Origin of the sequence: Aeromonas sp. 603607 (assembly GCF_049171595.1) — a bacterium.
In the GTDB taxonomy this organism is placed as follows: Bacteria; Pseudomonadota; Gammaproteobacteria; order Enterobacterales; family Aeromonadaceae; genus Aeromonas; species Aeromonas veronii.
Map to the genome: position 1 here is coordinate 22425 of NZ_JAAKOV010000017.1, position 14819 is coordinate 37243.

General features: G+C 57.4%; 18 protein-coding genes. 9 read left to right on the forward strand and 9 right to left on the reverse strand.

All coding sequences use genetic code 11. The features are described from left to right. Genes G5315_RS15795 through G5315_RS15810 form a run of 4 tightly spaced genes read left to right on the forward strand, consistent with a single transcriptional unit; the run spans nucleotide 1 to nucleotide 1748 of the window. Complete coding sequence (locus tag G5315_RS15795; RefSeq protein WP_157161267.1) at nucleotides 1-474, forward strand: DUF2878 domain-containing protein; 474 nt, start codon at nucleotides 1-3, stop codon at nucleotides 472-474. Further along, complete coding sequence (locus G5315_RS15800; protein ID WP_019445887.1) at nucleotides 474-695, forward strand: TIGR02450 family Trp-rich protein; 222 nt, start codon at nucleotides 474-476, stop codon at nucleotides 693-695. The genes G5315_RS15795 and G5315_RS15800 overlap by 1 nt, the downstream gene beginning before the upstream one ends. After that, entirely contained in the window at nucleotides 652-1194 is a 543-nt protein-coding gene (locus tag G5315_RS15805; protein ID WP_421333352.1) for a chalcone isomerase family protein, read from the forward strand. Before G5315_RS15800 ends, G5315_RS15805 begins: the two co-directional genes overlap by 44 nt. 14 nt (nucleotides 1195-1208) lie before the next feature. Then, nucleotides 1209-1748, forward strand: a complete 540-nt coding sequence (locus G5315_RS15810; protein WP_421333354.1) for a DUF3833 domain-containing protein — start codon at nucleotides 1209-1211, stop codon at nucleotides 1746-1748. 73 nt (nucleotides 1749-1821) lie between these two features. On the opposite strand, the gene nqrM is transcribed toward G5315_RS15810, so the two are convergent. The 9 genes from nqrM to G5315_RS15855 all read right to left on the reverse strand — a co-directional run bounded on the left by nqrM (nucleotide 1822) and on the right by G5315_RS15855 (nucleotide 9698). Next, nucleotides 1822-2046: a (Na+)-NQR maturation NqrM gene (gene nqrM / locus G5315_RS15815; protein ID WP_005338668.1), complete on the reverse strand. Its 225-nt coding sequence runs from the start codon at nucleotides 2044-2046 to the stop codon at nucleotides 1822-1824. A gap of 9 nt (nucleotides 2047-2055) precedes the next feature. Next, the gene (locus G5315_RS15820; RefSeq protein ID WP_005338666.1) at nucleotides 2056-3093 is read right to left on the reverse strand and encodes an FAD:protein FMN transferase ApbE; all 1038 of its coding nucleotides are present in this window, start codon (nucleotides 3091-3093) and stop codon (nucleotides 2056-2058) included. 3 nt (nucleotides 3094-3096) lie between these two features. Next, nucleotides 3097-4320 carry an NADH:ubiquinone reductase (Na(+)-transporting) subunit F gene (gene nqrF, locus G5315_RS15825; RefSeq protein WP_005338656.1) on the reverse strand — a complete coding sequence of 408 codons (1224 nt, stop codon included), beginning with the start codon at nucleotides 4318-4320 and terminating at the stop codon, nucleotides 3097-3099. 32 nt (nucleotides 4321-4352) lie between these two features. After that, nucleotides 4353-4949 carry an NADH:ubiquinone reductase (Na(+)-transporting) subunit E gene (nqrE, locus tag G5315_RS15830; protein ID WP_227341212.1) on the reverse strand — a complete coding sequence of 199 codons (597 nt, stop codon included), beginning with the start codon at nucleotides 4947-4949 and terminating at the stop codon, nucleotides 4353-4355. A 3-nt stretch (nucleotides 4950-4952) separates the two neighbouring features. Next, nucleotides 4953-5585 (reverse strand): NADH:ubiquinone reductase (Na(+)-transporting) subunit D, encoded by a 633-nt coding sequence (locus G5315_RS15835; protein ID WP_033114212.1) that lies wholly within the window; start codon nucleotides 5583-5585, stop codon nucleotides 4953-4955. After that, nucleotides 5578-6366: a Na(+)-translocating NADH-quinone reductase subunit C gene (locus tag G5315_RS15840; protein WP_005343676.1), complete on the reverse strand. Its 789-nt coding sequence runs from the start codon at nucleotides 6364-6366 to the stop codon at nucleotides 5578-5580. Before G5315_RS15840 ends, G5315_RS15835 begins: the two co-directional genes overlap by 8 nt. Further along, a complete protein-coding gene (locus tag G5315_RS15845; protein WP_227341210.1) occupies nucleotides 6356-7585 on the reverse strand; it encodes an NADH:ubiquinone reductase (Na(+)-transporting) subunit B in 1230 nt (409 codons plus the stop codon). Before G5315_RS15845 ends, G5315_RS15840 begins: the two co-directional genes overlap by 11 nt. Nucleotides 7586-7588: 3 nt before the next feature. Further along, the gene (locus G5315_RS15850; protein WP_227341209.1) at nucleotides 7589-8932 is read right to left on the reverse strand and encodes a Na(+)-translocating NADH-quinone reductase subunit A; all 1344 of its coding nucleotides are present in this window, start codon (nucleotides 8930-8932) and stop codon (nucleotides 7589-7591) included. A gap of 451 nt (nucleotides 8933-9383) precedes the next feature. Continuing rightward, nucleotides 9384-9698 carry a BolA family protein gene (locus tag G5315_RS15855; RefSeq protein WP_227341207.1) on the reverse strand — a complete coding sequence of 105 codons (315 nt, stop codon included), beginning with the start codon at nucleotides 9696-9698 and terminating at the stop codon, nucleotides 9384-9386. Nucleotides 9699-9901: 203 nt separating this feature from the next. Between G5315_RS15855 and G5315_RS15860 the strand changes: the two genes are divergently transcribed. The 5 genes from G5315_RS15860 (at nucleotide 9902) to G5315_RS15880 (ending at nucleotide 14779) form a co-directional block, all read left to right on the forward strand. Then, nucleotides 9902-11035: a methyltransferase gene (locus G5315_RS15860; protein WP_421333356.1), complete on the forward strand. Its 1134-nt coding sequence runs from the start codon at nucleotides 9902-9904 to the stop codon at nucleotides 11033-11035. Nucleotides 11036-11052: 17 nt separating this feature from the next. After that, nucleotides 11053-11637 carry a YajG family lipoprotein gene (locus G5315_RS15865; protein WP_005349692.1) on the forward strand — a complete coding sequence of 195 codons (585 nt, stop codon included), beginning with the start codon at nucleotides 11053-11055 and terminating at the stop codon, nucleotides 11635-11637. 2 nt (nucleotides 11638-11639) lie between these two features. Next, on the forward strand, nucleotides 11640-12227 hold the full coding sequence (locus G5315_RS15870; RefSeq protein ID WP_042053243.1) for a peptidylprolyl isomerase: 588 nt from the start codon (nucleotides 11640-11642) through the stop codon (nucleotides 12225-12227). A 173-nt stretch (nucleotides 12228-12400) separates the two neighbouring features. After that, nucleotides 12401-13780, forward strand: a complete 1380-nt coding sequence (locus G5315_RS15875) for an AmpG family muropeptide MFS transporter (RefSeq protein WP_421333358.1) — start codon at nucleotides 12401-12403, stop codon at nucleotides 13778-13780. A gap of 156 nt (nucleotides 13781-13936) precedes the next feature. Continuing rightward, nucleotides 13937-14779, forward strand: coding sequence for an outer membrane protein OmpK (locus tag G5315_RS15880; protein WP_204385165.1), 843 nt, complete (start codon nucleotides 13937-13939; stop codon nucleotides 14777-14779). Nucleotides 14780-14819 lie beyond the last annotated feature (40 nt).

Here is a 14819-nt window from a genome sequence, read left to right on the forward strand (position 1 = left end):
ATGTGGCAGTGGGCTCACCTGCTGGGGTTCAACCTCTACTGGTTGCTGGCGGTGAAGTGGCAGCAGCCGGGCCCGCTGCTGGCAATGTTGCTGCTGCACTTTCTCTTCTCACCCAGCCGCCAGCGTGACTGGCGGCTGCTTCCCATCGCGGTGGCCGGCTGTCTGCTGGATGCCCTGCTCTGGCAGCTCGGCCTGTTCCGGTTCCCGTCCGGTTTTCCCCTCTGGCTGGTACTGCTCTGGCTCGGTTTTGCCCTGACGCTGGCCCACGGTATGCGCTGGCTGCTGCGTTTGCCCCGCTGGCAGCAGGCGCTGTTTGGCGTATTTGGCGGTGCTTCCTCCTATGTGGCGGGGGCTGCCATGGGGGCAGTACACTTACCCTGGGGCATCTGGATCAGCACGGCGTTGCTGGCAGTGATCTGGATGTGGTGGTTACCCGTACTCCTGTGGGTAATGGTCAAGCTGGAGGGTGAATGATGACAAACACCTTTTCGACCGACTCGTTGCTTTTTTCCAAATGGACCAAAGAGAGCCAGCATGAGTTGACTGATCGCTTCTATCTGGTGGTTGCCTGCCAGCGGGATGCGCAAGGTCGGTTGGTGCAGGTGGTGATGCAGGATATCAACACCCTGCAGGAACAGGAGATGGACTGGCATGAACTGGAAGACCCCAACCACTGGCATATGGGGTGGAATTAACCCTCTACTGCTGGCGTTTGCGCTCTTGGCTGCAACCGCAGTGCAGGCTTCTGCCGCTCCCTGGCAGCAGTTGCGCCCGGTCGGGCAGGGGGAGATGAACTGGCTCTGGTTCAAGCTCTACGATGCCACCCTCTATAGTGAAAGCGGGCGCTATCAGCCCGGTCACTATCCGCAGGCACTGACCCTCATCTATGCCAGACCCATCGAACGGCAAGATCTGCTGAGCGCTACCGCCGCCGAGTGGCAGCGGCTCGGTCTTGGCTCTGACGCCGAGCGTCAGCGCTGGCTCGGCCAGCTCGCAGCACTCTGGCCCGATGTGCAGGCAGGCGACAAGCTCACCTTCTATGTCGACAAGGGCGGGGCAGGCCACTTCTGGTGGCAGGAAAAACCCCTCGGCACCTTGGCCGATCCGCAATTCTCGGCCGCTTTTCTCGCCATCTGGCTGGCTGACAACAGCCGCGATCCCGCCCTGACCCGCCGCCTGCGTGGCCAACCCTGAACATGGAGTTTCCAATGTTTTTCTATCGTGCATACCGCTTGTTGCTGTTGCTCCCCTTTTTGCTGCTGAGTGGCTGTGGTGCCAGTCTCGATGACTATCGTGGGCAGGGGCCAAACTGGGATCTCGCTCGTTTCTTCAACGGCAAATTGGTGGCTCACGGCCTGGTAACCGATCGCAGCGGCGAAGTGACCAGTCGCTTTCGGGTCGAGATGGTGGGTCGTTGGAAAGATGGCAAGGGAGAGCTGTTCGAGCAGTTCTACTTTGATGATGGCCGCCAACAGACCCGTACCTGGTATCTGAGCAAGGGGGCTGACGGTCACTGGCGAGGTACTGCTTCCGATGTGGTGGGAGAGGCGATGGGTAAAAGCCAAGGGTTTGCCCTCAACTGGCGTTATCAGCTCGATCTGGTGCTGCCGGATGGCGAGGTGGTGCGGGTGAGCTTCGATGACTGGATGTACCTGCTGGACGAAGATCGTCTGATCAATCGTGCCGAGATCAGCAAGTTCGGTATCCATCTTGGCGAAGTGATCCTCTATATCGAACGTCAGCCCTGACCGTTAACGCAAGATAACGCCCAGTAAAAAGCGCGCCGATGGCGCGCTTTTGTTTACCGAAAAACCAGAGTCATCAGATGATGCGGTTCTCTTCCAGCATCTTGCGACGGGCCTCTTCCTTGGCCATCTTCTTCTTGCGGTTGTCGCAGGGTTCCGGGCAATCGCACTCTTTCTCGATGCCGACGCTACCCAGACCGCCACAGGAGCCGGAGATGGTCTTCTTCTGGAAGATGTAACCGATAGCCATGGCGGCTATCACCAGCATGAATACCCCGAAGGTGATCAGAAAAATCTGCATCTCTACCTCTTACTTCTTGACCAGATAGGGCTTGAAGGCATCGGAGTAAGCCTCTTCAAAGCCATTGTCCGTCTTGGTGATCACGAAGATCGCCAGGCCGCGCTCGTTGGCATAGGCCAGGCTTTTCTCGGTCCCCATCACCATAAACACGGTGGCCAACCCGTCTGCGGTCATGCAGGAGGGGTGGATCACGGTGACCGACACCAGACGGTGCTGGATCGGCTTGCCGCTGCGCGGATCTATGGTGTGGGAGAAGCGCTGACCATCCAGTTCATAGTAGTTGCGGTAATCGCCGGAGGTGGCCACCCCGTTGTCACCGGGCACGATCACCTCTTGCACCGTGCCGGTGCCTGCGGTGGGCTTCTCGATGGCCACGCGCCAGGGGTGACCCTTGCCGTTGACGCCATTGATCCGCAGCTCGCCGCCAATCTCCACCAGATAGTTGCGCGCACCCAGTGACTCCAGATACTCGGCTACCTTGTCCACACCAAAGCCCTTGGCGATGGCGGAGAGATCGACGTAGAGGTCCGGAATATCTTTTTGCAGGGTATCGGCATCCACCGAGGTGATGACGTGCAGGTTGCCCAGACCGGTCTTCTGGCGAGTCTGGGTGATCAGCTCGTCGGAGGGAACCTTGGTCGGCTTCTTGTCCGGGCCAAAGCCCCACAGATTGACCAAGGGGCCAACGGTGACGTCCAGCGCCCCCTGGCTCTCACGGCCAATGTGAATGGCCTCTGTGACGACCCGTGCGGTATCGCGGGATACCACAACCGGTTTGTTGTCACGGCTCTGGTTGAAGCGCGACAGTTCGGAATCGGGGCGATAGGTCGACATCTGGTCGTTGACCCGCTCCAGCAACACATCCACCTCAGCTTGAAGCTTGGCCGGATCGCTGATGGCGCTGTCCGCCACCTTGATGGAGTAGTAAGTGCCCATGGTGCTACCGGTGATGTGGATCTCCGGTTTGGATTGGACCGTCTCCTGACCGCACCCAGTCAAGAAAAAGGCTAGCCCGAAGGCTAGCCAGGTCTTTACAACACTGTGCATGGATTAACCACCAAAGTCATCCAACAGGATGTTTTCGTCTTCAACGCCCAAGTCTTTGAGCATGTTGATGACGGCAGCGTTCATCACCGGAGGTCCACACATGTAGAACTCGCAATCTTCCGGTGCTTCGTGGTTCTTGAGATAGTTCTCGTAGAGCACGTTGTGGATGAAGCCGGTGTAGCCGTCCCAGTTGTCTTCCGGTTGCGGATCAGACAGGGCGACGTTCCAGGTGAAGTTCTCGTTCTCGGCGGCGAGCATGTCAAAGTCTTCGACATAGAACATTTCGCGCTTGGAACGGGCACCGTACCAGAAGCTCATCTTGCGCTTGGACTTCAGGCGACGCAGCTGGTCGAAGATATGGGAACGCATCGGCGCCATACCTGCACCACCACCGATGAATACCATTTCGGCATCGGTATCCTTGGCGAAGAACTCACCGAACGGACCGGAGATAGTCACCTTGTCGCCAGCCTTCAGGCTGAAGATGTAGGAGGACATCTGTCCCGGAGGGGCAGTCCAGTTGCTCGGGGGCGGGGTCGCGATACGCACGTTCAGCATGATGATGCCGAACTCTTCCGGATAGTTGGCCATGGAGTAGGCACGGATGATTGGCTCATCGACCTTGGACTCCAGCTCAAAGATCTTGAAGCGATCCCAGTCACCGCGATACTCCTCGGGAATATCGAAGTTCTTGTAGTGCACGTGGTGAGCCGGGGCTTCAATCTGGATATAACCACCGGCGCGGAACGGTACGCTCTCGCCATCGGGGATCTGCAGCTTGAGCTCCTTGATGAAGGTGGCCTTGTTATCGTTGGAGATAACAGTACATTCCCACTTCTTCACCCCGAAGATCTCTTCCGGCAGTTCGATATCCATGTCGGAGCGAACGGTAACCTGACAGGCCAGACGCTCGCCATGACGGGCTTCGCCCTTGCTGATGTGATCCAGTTCGGTCGGCAGAATGTCGCCGCCACCGGATTTCACCCGTACCTTGCACTGGCCGCAGGAGCCACCGCCGCCACAGGCGGAGGAGACGAAGATACCGCTGCCAGCCAGCACGCCGAGCAGCTTGCCACCGGCCGGGCTGGTCACAGCCTTGGCCGGGTCACCATTGATGCTGATTGTCACGTCGCCCGCGGTCACCAGCTTGGACTTGGCGAACAGAATGACTGCCACCAGTGCCAGCAGGATCACGGTAAACATGACCACACCCAAAATAATTTCCATCTATCGTTCCTTTCTGATTGCAGGAAAGCCGATTACAGGGAGATACCAGAGAAGGACATGAAGCCCAGCGCCATCAGACCGGCGGTGATGAAGGTGATGCCCAGACCACGCAGGCCTTCCGGGACATCGGAGTACTTCATCTTCTCGCGGATACCCGCTAGCGCAACGATCGCCAGCATCCAGCCTGCCCCTGAGCCCACGCCGTAGACCACAGACTCCACGAAGGTGTAGTCACGCTGCACCATGAAGGAGACGCCACCGAAGATGGCGCAGTTCACGGTGATGAGCGGCAGGAAGATGCCCAGCGCGTTGTAGAGAGCCGGGAAGTACTTGTCCAGCGCCATCTCCAGGATCTGTACCAGCGCTGCGATCACCCCGATAAAGGTGATGAAGCTCAGGAAGCTCAGATCCAGGTCAGGGGAGAGAGCTCCGGCCTTCAGCACGTAGTTGTAGATCAGGTTGTTGACCGGTACGGCGATGGTTTGCACCACGATAACGGCAATACCCAGACCCATGGAGGTCTTGACCTTCTTGGATACCGCCAGGAAGGTACACATCCCCAGGAAGAAGGAGAGTGCCAGGTTTTCGATGAAGATCGATTTAATCAACAGACTCAGATAGTGTTCCATACCTTAATCCTTCGCCTCCACCTGCTTGGGATCCTTGGTGCGCACGCCCCAGATGATCAGACCAATGATGAAGAATGCACTCGGCGGCAGCAGCAGGAGGCCGTTGGGTACATACCAGCCACCGTTGTTCACCAGCGGCAGCAGCTCGATGCCAAACCAGGTGCCGGAGCCCAGCAGTTCACGCACGGTCGCGACACTCAGCAGAATGGCGCCATAGCCCAGACCGTTACCGATACCATCCAGGAAGGAGGGGAGCGGCGCGCTCTTCATGGCGTAGGCTTCGGCGCGGCCCATCACGATACAGTTGGTAATGATGAGACCGACGAAGACTGACAGCTGCTTGGAGATGTCATAGGCATACGCCTTGAGCACCTGGTCAACCACGATAACCAGCGAGGCGATGATCGCCATCTGGGCAATGATCCGCACGCTGTTCGGGATCTGGTTGCGGATCAGGGAGATGAACAGGTTTGAGAAGGCGGTGACCGCCATGACCGCAAGGGTCATTACAAACGCTGTCTTCATCTGGCTGGTAACCGCCAGTGCGGAACAGACACCCAGCACCTGCAAGGCGATGGGGTTGTTGCCCAGCACTGGAGTCAACAGCAACTTCTTCATTTCGCTCTTGTCAGCCATTGTTGATTTCTCCTGCACGAACCTTGGCCAGGAAAGGACCGAAGCCCTTGGGACCCATCCAGAAGTCAAAGGTATGCTGTACACCGTTACCGGTCAGGGTAGCACCGGAGAGACCGTCGATCTCGTGCTCGGAGCCCGCCGGAGCGTGACCCTTGATGACGCGCAGCGCCGGCATGCCATCCTGATCGAACAGCTTCTTGCCGACAAACAGCTCGCGCCAGGCCGGATTTTCGATTTCACCGCCCAGACCAGGGGTTTCACCGTGGTCATAGTAGGTGATGCCCTTGATGGTCTGGCCATCAGCGGCAACCGCGACGAAGGCATACATGGTAGACCACAGACCCTGACCGTAGATGGGCAGGATGATGTTGTCGATCTTGCCATCGGCATCCTTGGCGAAGAACACCGGAACCAGCTTGGAGATCTGGCGCAGGCCAGCTTTGTCCTCGGCAGCAGCCAGACGGATGTTTTGCGCCGGATCTTTGGCCGCCTGTTTGGTATCGAAGTTGTCGGCATCGCCGTCAACAAAGTTACCGGTGGCGAGATCCACCAGACGGGCTTCGATCTTGTCGCCATACAGCTTGGCCAGATCGCGCTTGGCTACATCGCTGATGTCCACGCCGGCTACGGAGAGAATATTGCTCTGTTTATCCAGCGCCTTGTTCTCCTCTTGGGTAGAACGCAGGCCAACGGCAGCAACGGATACCACGATGGAACAGGCCAGACAGAGGCCGGTGACCACGCTGATGGTGCCGAAGGTTGAGTCTTTATTAAACGCCACGAGCAATCCTCCGCTTGATGTTTGCCTGAGCGACGAAGTGGTCAAACAGGGGAGCAAACAGGTTTGCAAACAGAATGGCCAGCATCATGCCTTCCGGGAACGCAGGGTTGACCACGCGAACCAGCACGACCATCACGCCGATCAGGGCGCCGTACCACCACTTGCCCTTGTTGGTAAAGGCGGCGGAGACAGGGTCGGTCGCCATGAAGGCCATACCGAAGGCGAAGCCACCCAGTACCAGATGCCAGTGCCACGGCATGTTGAACATGGGGTTGGTATCGGAACCGATGACGTTGAACAGCAGGGAAGTGGCGATCATACCGACCATCACGCCGGCGATGATGCGCCAGGAGGCGATGCGCATATAGACGATCATGGCCGCACCCAGCAGGATCATCAGGGTGGAGACTTCACCGATGGAACCCGGCAGGTTGCCAAGGAAAGCGTCCATCCAGCTGATAGCCTGACCGGTGGCACCGTTGATCAGCGCCATCTGGCCGCCCTGAGCCCATTGGCTCAGCGCGGTTGCACCGGAGTAGCCATCAACGGCAACCCAGACTGCGTCACCGGAGATTTGGCCCGGGTAGGCGAAGAACAGGAACGCACGACCTGCCAGCGCAGGGTTCAGGAAGTTTTTGCCGGTACCACCGAACACTTCCTTGGCCATTACCACACCGAAGGTGATGCCCAGCGCAGCTTGCCACAAGGGCAGCTCGGGCGGCACGATCAGGGCAAACAGGATGGAGGTCACGAAGAAGCCTTCATTGATCTCGTGCTTGCGCACCATGGCAAACAGCACTTCCCAGAAACCACCGACAAAGAAGACGGTGATGTAGATCGGGAAGAAGTGGGTGGCGCCAATCAGCATCTTGCTGCCGATACCGGCAACAGCCGGATCGAGGGAGGCACCCAGCATGGTGGCCAGGGCATATTGCCAGCTGCTGGCACCGGCTGCCGAGCCCATGTGGGCAATGGCGGCGATGGCCTGGTTGCCAACGTTGTACATGCCCCAGAACATGGCCGGGAACACGGCCAGCCACACCATGATCATCATGCGCTTCAGATCGAGCGCATCACGGACGTGGGCGGCATTGCGGGTAACGCTACCCGGGGTATAGAACAGGGTGTACGCCGCTTCGAACAGGGCGTAGTACTTGGCGTACTTTCCACCCGGTTCGAAGTGATGTTCCATATTTTCAAGAAGTTGCTTGAAACTCATCGCTTAACCTTCCAGTTCAATCTTGGTCAGGCACTCACGCAAGATAGGGCCGTACTCGGTCTTGCCGGGGCAAACGAAAGTACAGAGGGCCAAATCTTCCTCATCCAGCTCCAGGCAGCCCAGTGCTTGCGCACCGTCGGTATCGCCGGAGATCATGTCCCGCAGCAGCAGGGTGGGCAGGATGTCGAGTGGCATCACCCGTTCATAGTTGCCGATAGGCACCATGGAACGGTCACTACCGTTGGTAGTGGTGGTGAAGTTGATAAGGCGACCCTTCATCAGATGAGAGAGGGTGGTGCGGGTGATGGAGAACTTGTTGGCACTGGGGTTGATCCAGCCCAGGAACTCTTTCTCGCGACCCTCGCCCAGTGCACAGACCTGATTGTGGTAACGACCCAGATAGTCGTGAACACCCTCAGCCTTGGCGCCGCTCAGCAGGGAACCGGAGATGACGCGGTTTTCATCGGCACGCAGCTCATTGTTGGTGAGTTGGCTGATGCAGGCCCCCAGACGGGTACGCAGCAGACGCGGCTTGAGCACATTCGGGCCGGCCAGGGCGATCACCTTGTCGGTGCAGATCTGACCGGTGGTGAACAGCTTGCCGAATGCGATCACATCCTGATAGTTGATGTGCCACTGCACCTTGGTGCTGCTGACCGGATCCAGGAAGTGGATATGGGTACCCGGCAGACCGGCAGGGTGCGGACCGACGAAGATCTCTTCCTTGACCTGAGCCAAAGAGGAGTGAGGCAGACTGCCTTCGCCTTTACAGACATAGACGGTGCCGTCGGTCAGGCGGGTCAATACGGCAAGACCATCGAGGAAGGCCTGCGGCTGTTCCTTGATAATCAGCTCGGCATCGGCAGCCAGCGGGTTGGTGTCCATCGCGGTCACGAAGATGGCGCGCGGGGCTGAGCCAACCGCAGGGACTTTGCTGAACGGGCGAGTGCGCAGTGCTATCCACTGACCTGATGCAACCAGGATCTCTTGCACCTTGCTGCGCTCGAGCTTGGCCAGCTCGGAAGAGGCAAAATGCTCGAAGGTCACCTGCTCATCGGAGCCGTCGAGGTCGATGACCACTGACTGGAGCACACGTTTGGCTCCACGGTTGATCTCTGAAACTACGCCGGTGGCGGGGGCCGTGAATTTAACGCCGGGATTCTTCTTGTCTTCGAAGAGCTCCTGACCTTTGATGACGCGATCACCTACTTTGACGAACATAGTAGGTCGCATCCCCACGAACTCCTCGCCCAGTGTAGCAACACGGGTGATGGCGGGGCCATCGTAGATTACTTGCTCTGGCGCACCCAGCACGGGGATGTCCAGTCCTCTTTTGATTGTAATCATACTTAATTGCACTACCGTTACGGGAAGAGAGGTTGGTTAGCGCCGAGAAATACATCACGACGGGTGGTTGAATGAGTCGCTGTTGTGGCTGCGCCGGTTGGTCAGGCTCAGCAATTATTCAACATGCGAGGTCACTCAAAAGCGCTTGAGTCTACCACTTAAGGCCCATTTTCTGCCATGCCAAATAGGCAAAATCCCTGCGTCATCACAAAATTAACCTGCAATGAATAACCCCTGAATTCCTTGTAAGCTGTGGTTTTAAAGGTTTTTTTATTTTAATACCCCCATGGGGGTATGCTTGTGTAAGGCTGTGACTAAGCCGCCAGGGAAAACTGAATTAAATACCTATTTATGGTTGTCAGGATCAGCAGGCTGGCGGCTTTTTGTTTAATTTTTGTTTGTTTGTCACCCACAGGGTGGTGGGTCAGAGCAATGGGTGACAGCTAGCCGTTCAGGAGTGCGAGGGGTTGCCAACACAAGCTGGTGTGCGTGGTGCCTTACCCTTCTCCTGCCACTCGCTTGCCGTGTAGGTATGCAGTGCAAGTGCATGGACAGCGCCGGCCAGTTCATCGGCCAGGATGGCGTTGACCTGACGATGGCGAGAGAGAAGGCGCTGACCCGCAAACTGTTCGCTGACGATCACCACCTTGAAGTGGCTCTCAGAGCCCGGCTCCACTCGGTGCATGTGGCTCTCGTTGATCACTTCCAGCAGAGTGGGGGAGAGGGCTGCCGTCAGCTTGGCTTCAATCAGTTGTTGGATGGTCATAGGATCAGCTTCCAGAGTGAATGTCGGGCCATTCTATCGGCTGTCTAGGTGTGGAATAAGCCCCCGCAAAAGGAAAATCGCCTGCTATCCGTTCATTGGCACGCTCCGAACTGGTGAAATTCCTGCTCCTCGCTAGAATAGCGCCACTTTGCGTCGCCCCTGGCGCCTGTATACACGAATCAAGCCGAGGTTGGACTCTTCTTATGCAAACCCTTCTCGACACTCCCCATTGCCAGCTCACGCTCTACCGCTATCCGCGCCAGAGTCAGGAGACCCTGCAAGCCTGGGATGCGGCTGACGAATATCTGATCAATACCCTGGCGGAGTCTCCCCTCGAGCAGGCGGGCCCCGTCATCATCATGAATGATGGCTTTGGCGCGCTGGCCGCCTATATGCATCCGCACTCCCCCTGCTGCGTCACCGACTCTTACATCAGTGAGCGGGCGACCCTGGCCAATCTGGCCGAAAACGGACTGGATGCAGGCGGGATCCGCTTGCAGGATGCGCTGGCGCCGCTGCCCGATGCCCCTGCGCTGGTGGTGATCAAGGTCTCCAAATATCAGGCTCTATTGGAGCAGCAACTGCTGGCATTGCGTGCGGTGGTGACACCGGCAACCCGCGTTATCGCTGCCGGCAAGGCGAAGGATATTCATACCTCTACCCTCAAGTTGTTCGAGAAGTATTTGGGGCCTACCCGTACCTCGCTGGCCTGGAAGAAGGCGCGCCTCATTCACTGCGAGCCGCAGGCACAACGTCCCGCGCTGGCCAACCCCTTCCCGACTGTCTGGCCACTGGAGGGGAGTGGCATGCTCATCCACAACCATGCCAACGTCTTCTCGCGCACCAGTCTCGATATTGGTGCCCGCTTTATGCTGGACAACCTGCCCATCCACAGTGCCCGCAAGGTGATCGATCTGGGCTGTGGCAACGGGGTGCTGGGTCTGTCGCTGCTCGCCAAAGACAGCGAGGTGGAGGTGACCTTTATCGATGAATCCTATATGGCGGTCGCCTCGGCACAGCTCAACGTCGAGCACAATCTGCCCGATGCACTGCCGCGCGCCCGCTTTATGGTCAATAACTGTCTCGATGGCGTGGCGGTCGGCTCGGCGGATCGGATCCTCTGCAACCCTCCTTTCCATCAGCTGCAGGCGATCACCGATCATATCGCCTGGCAGATGTTCAGCGATGCGCACCGGGTGTTGCCTCAGGGGGGGGAACTCTGGATAGTAGGCAACCGTCATCTGGACTATCACAACAAACTCAAGCGCTTGTTTGCCAACGCACAAGTCGTTGCGTCGAACAGCAAATTCGTTATTTTGAAAGCCATCAAACGCTAAAGCCAAAGGAAACCATGATGAAAAAGTCACTCTTGCTGCTGGCCGCCCTGATGCTGGGCGGGTGTGCAACTCATTGGCCGGAGACCGCGCTGCTCAATCCGCAGGTGATCCCCGCCAACCAGCAATACTACTCTGGCAATCGCATCACCATGGAAGGGGTAGACAAGCGTGAGGCTGCCTACGTCTTCTCCATCAAACATAAAGAGAAAGCGCCCGTGCTGGTCAACAGTGAGCGTCCGCTCAACCTGCTGATGGCCGAGCGGCTGGCCGAAGGGCTGCGCAGCCAGGGTCTGGAAGTGGGCAACAGTGGCACCACCAACCTGACGCTGGTGATCTCCAACGCCGCAGTCAATGTGGAAGAGAAGACCTTTACCTATGTCACCAAGTCCCGCGTCAGCCTGCAGGTGATCGCTGATTTCCAGGGCAACCGTCTGACCAAGCAGTTCAACATGTCCTCCAGCAAGGAGAGCCCGAGCGAGCCAAGCATGGCCGACCTGGAGTCTACACTGAACCTGCAACTGGGTAGCGTGCTGCAGCAGATCATGGCGGATGATGCGCTGCGCGGTTACCTGAAAGGTCAACCGAACGGTGCAGGGGTCTGATGATGAAAAAACTCTGGTTGCTGGCCATGCTGATCGCCCCGCTGGCGTTCGCTGGCCCGAAAGTCAGAATGGAGACCAACCACGGCAATATCGTGGTGGAGCTGGCGTCCAAGCAGGCGCCCCAGACGGTGAAGAACTTCCTGCGCTACGTGGCTGATGGCAGCTATGACGGCAGCATCTTCCACCGGGTGATCCAGGATTTCGTGGTGCAGGGTGGGGGCTACAACCAGCAGTTCCAGCAATTGCCGACTTATGAGCCTGTAGTCAACGAGTCGCGTGGCGGTCTGCCCAACAAGCGTGGCTCCATCGCCATGGCTCGCACCCAGGCGGTCGACAGCGCTACTCGCCAGTTCTACTTCAATCTGGTCGACAACAATAACCTCAACGCCGGTGGCTCTGCGGGTTATACCGTGTTCGGTCAGGTGGTTCAGGGGATGGAGGTGTTGGACAAGCTGGCTCAGGTACAGACCGGTTACAGCCCCATTCTGCGTGCCAACGATGTGCCGACCAGTCCCATCATTCTGAAGAAGGTGGTCTTGCTGGCAGAAACTCCGGCAGACAAGAAAGTCGACAAGAAAGCGGGCAAGTAATCCTCGCCGGACGCGGTTCGTCACCTCGCCCTCGTCAGGCCACAATACAAGGCTCATCCCGTTCGGGATGAGCCTTTTCTCTATCCGGGCTTCTTTTGCCTATCTTTTTGCTCGCCTTGGCTATCTGCCATCAACCTGCCAAAATGACGCACTTTTCCAAAGTCGTCAGGTAGTTGAACATGATCCGCAAACCAAGCTGGAGAGAGTCCCTCGCCGTCTATCTCGAATTTCGGGTGTTTATTCTCTTTGCCATGGGGTTTTCATCGGGTCTGCCGCTGCTACTGGTGTTCGGTACCCTCTCATTCTGGTTGCGCGAGGCCGATGTCAGTCTGACCGATATCGGCTATATGAGCTGGGTGGCGCTCGCCTATGGCTTTAAATGGCTGTGGTCGCCGCTGGTGGATCGCATGCCGCTGCCGTTGCTCTCCACGCTGCTGGGGCGTCGCCGTAGCTGGATGTTCTTCTCCCAGTTGCTGATTGCCGCTGCGCTGGTCGGCATGGCGTTCTGCGATCCCAAGACCGAGCTGGCCCAGCTAGCGATGTTTGCCCTGCTGGTGGCCTTTGCCTCGGCGACTCAGGATATCGTTATCGATGCCTACCGCATCGAATCCGCCCCCGAGCGGCTGCAGGCGGCGATGGCTGCCTCCTACATGACTGGCTACCGACTGGCGATGATCATGGCGGGCGCCGGTGCGCTGGCGCTGGCAGCCTGGTTTGGCAGCAACAGCGGCTATGACTATCGTGGCTGGCAGATTACCTATCTGGTGATGGCGGGTCTGATGTCACTCGGGGTCATCACCACGCTGTTTTGCCACGAGCCGGAAATCGATCTGGCCGAGCAGGGCAAACAACAGGCCGAACGCAAGGCGCAGCTCCTGGAAAAAGGGTGGCCTGCGCTGCTGGCGAGTGCGGGGGCCTGGGGCTATGAGGCGGTCTGGTGTCCGTTTGCTGACTTCTTTCGTCGCTATGGCAGCTCGGCGCTGCTGATCCTGGCTCTGATCGCCTGCTATCGGGTTGCCGATGTGGTGATGGGGGTGATGTCCAACAGCTTCTATGTGGATATGCAGTTCAGCAAGACTGAGGTTGCCACCATTACCAAGGTGTTTGGCGTCATCATGACGCTGGTGGGCGCTGCGTTGGGGGGCGTGCTGGTGATGCGCTTCGGCACGCTGCGCATCCTGTTCTTGGGGGCGCTGCTCACTGCCAGCACCAACCTGCTGTTTGCCCTGCTCCATCAGGTTGGTCACAACCTGGAGCTGCTGACCCTGATCATTTCGCTCGATAACCTCAGCGCCGGCATCGCCACCGCGGCCTTCGTGACCTATCTCTCCAGCCTGACCAATGTGGCATTTTCGGCCACTCAGTACGCCCTGTTCAGCTCAGTAATGTTGCTGCTACCCAAGTTGCTGGCCGGTTTTTCCGGACAGGTTGTGGAGCAGATTGGCTACAGTGCTTTCTTTGTCGGAACCAGTTTATTGGGCTTGCCCGTGTTGTTGTTGATTGTGCTTGTCGCCAGAAAAGGGAGTGAGTTGCTCTCAACGGCTGACAAATAGCAAGCGTTTGCGTAGAATCGGGGGTGATTAGATTCACACTTCCGGATAAAGTTCCCGAGAAGTTGTTTCACCCCCAATTTTATTTGATTAGAATCCCTCTCGCTCCTTGTGGGCAGGCTACGGAAAACCTCAACTAACGCACAAGAGACCAATAAAATGGCCAAATTTACCAAGACTCTGATCGCTGCCGGTCTGCTGGCTGCTGCCGCTACCCCGGCCTTCGCTGCTGACTACAGCGGTGATATCCACAAGAATGACTACAAGTGGATGCAGTTCAACGTCATGCACACCATCGACCAGCGCCCTTTCACTACCGGTGAAGAGGACTACAACGATACCTATTTTGAGATGGAGTTCGGTGGTCGCTCCGGCCTGTTTGACCTGTACGGTTACGTCGACGTATTCGATATTTTCGACTCCCGTCACAGCAATAAACACCATGGTCAGAACCTGTTCATGAAGTTTGCACCGCGTATGTCTCTGGATGCGCTGACAGGTAAAGATCTCTCCTTTGGTCCTGTGCAAGAGCTTTACATTGCCAACCTGAACAACGTTGGTGACAAGCAGATGGAAAACCAGCTGGGTCTGGGTGCCGATGTGATGGTTCCCTGGTTTGGCAAGGTTGGCATGAACCTGTATGCACGTCACGCCACCGAGAACCAGTTCTTCACCGAAGAAGAAGGTGAGTGGAACGGTTATCAGTTCTCCATGAACTGGTTCAAGCCTTTCTATACCTTCGGCAATGGCAGCTTTGTCTCCTACCAGGGTTATCTGGATTATCAATTCGGCCTGGATACCCATGACCGTGCTGACCGTACCAGCGACAACCTGGCCACCTTCCACGGTATCTACTGGCACTCCGATCGCTACGCGGTTGGTTATGGCCTGAAGTATTTCATGGATGCCTACGGTACCAAAGATGGCTCCAAAGCCTACGACGGTACCCCGTGGAAGAGCACCGGCTTCAGCCACTACTTCTCTGTTACCTACAAGTTCTAATAAAACTTGGGGAACAAAAAACCGGAGCATTTGCTCCGGT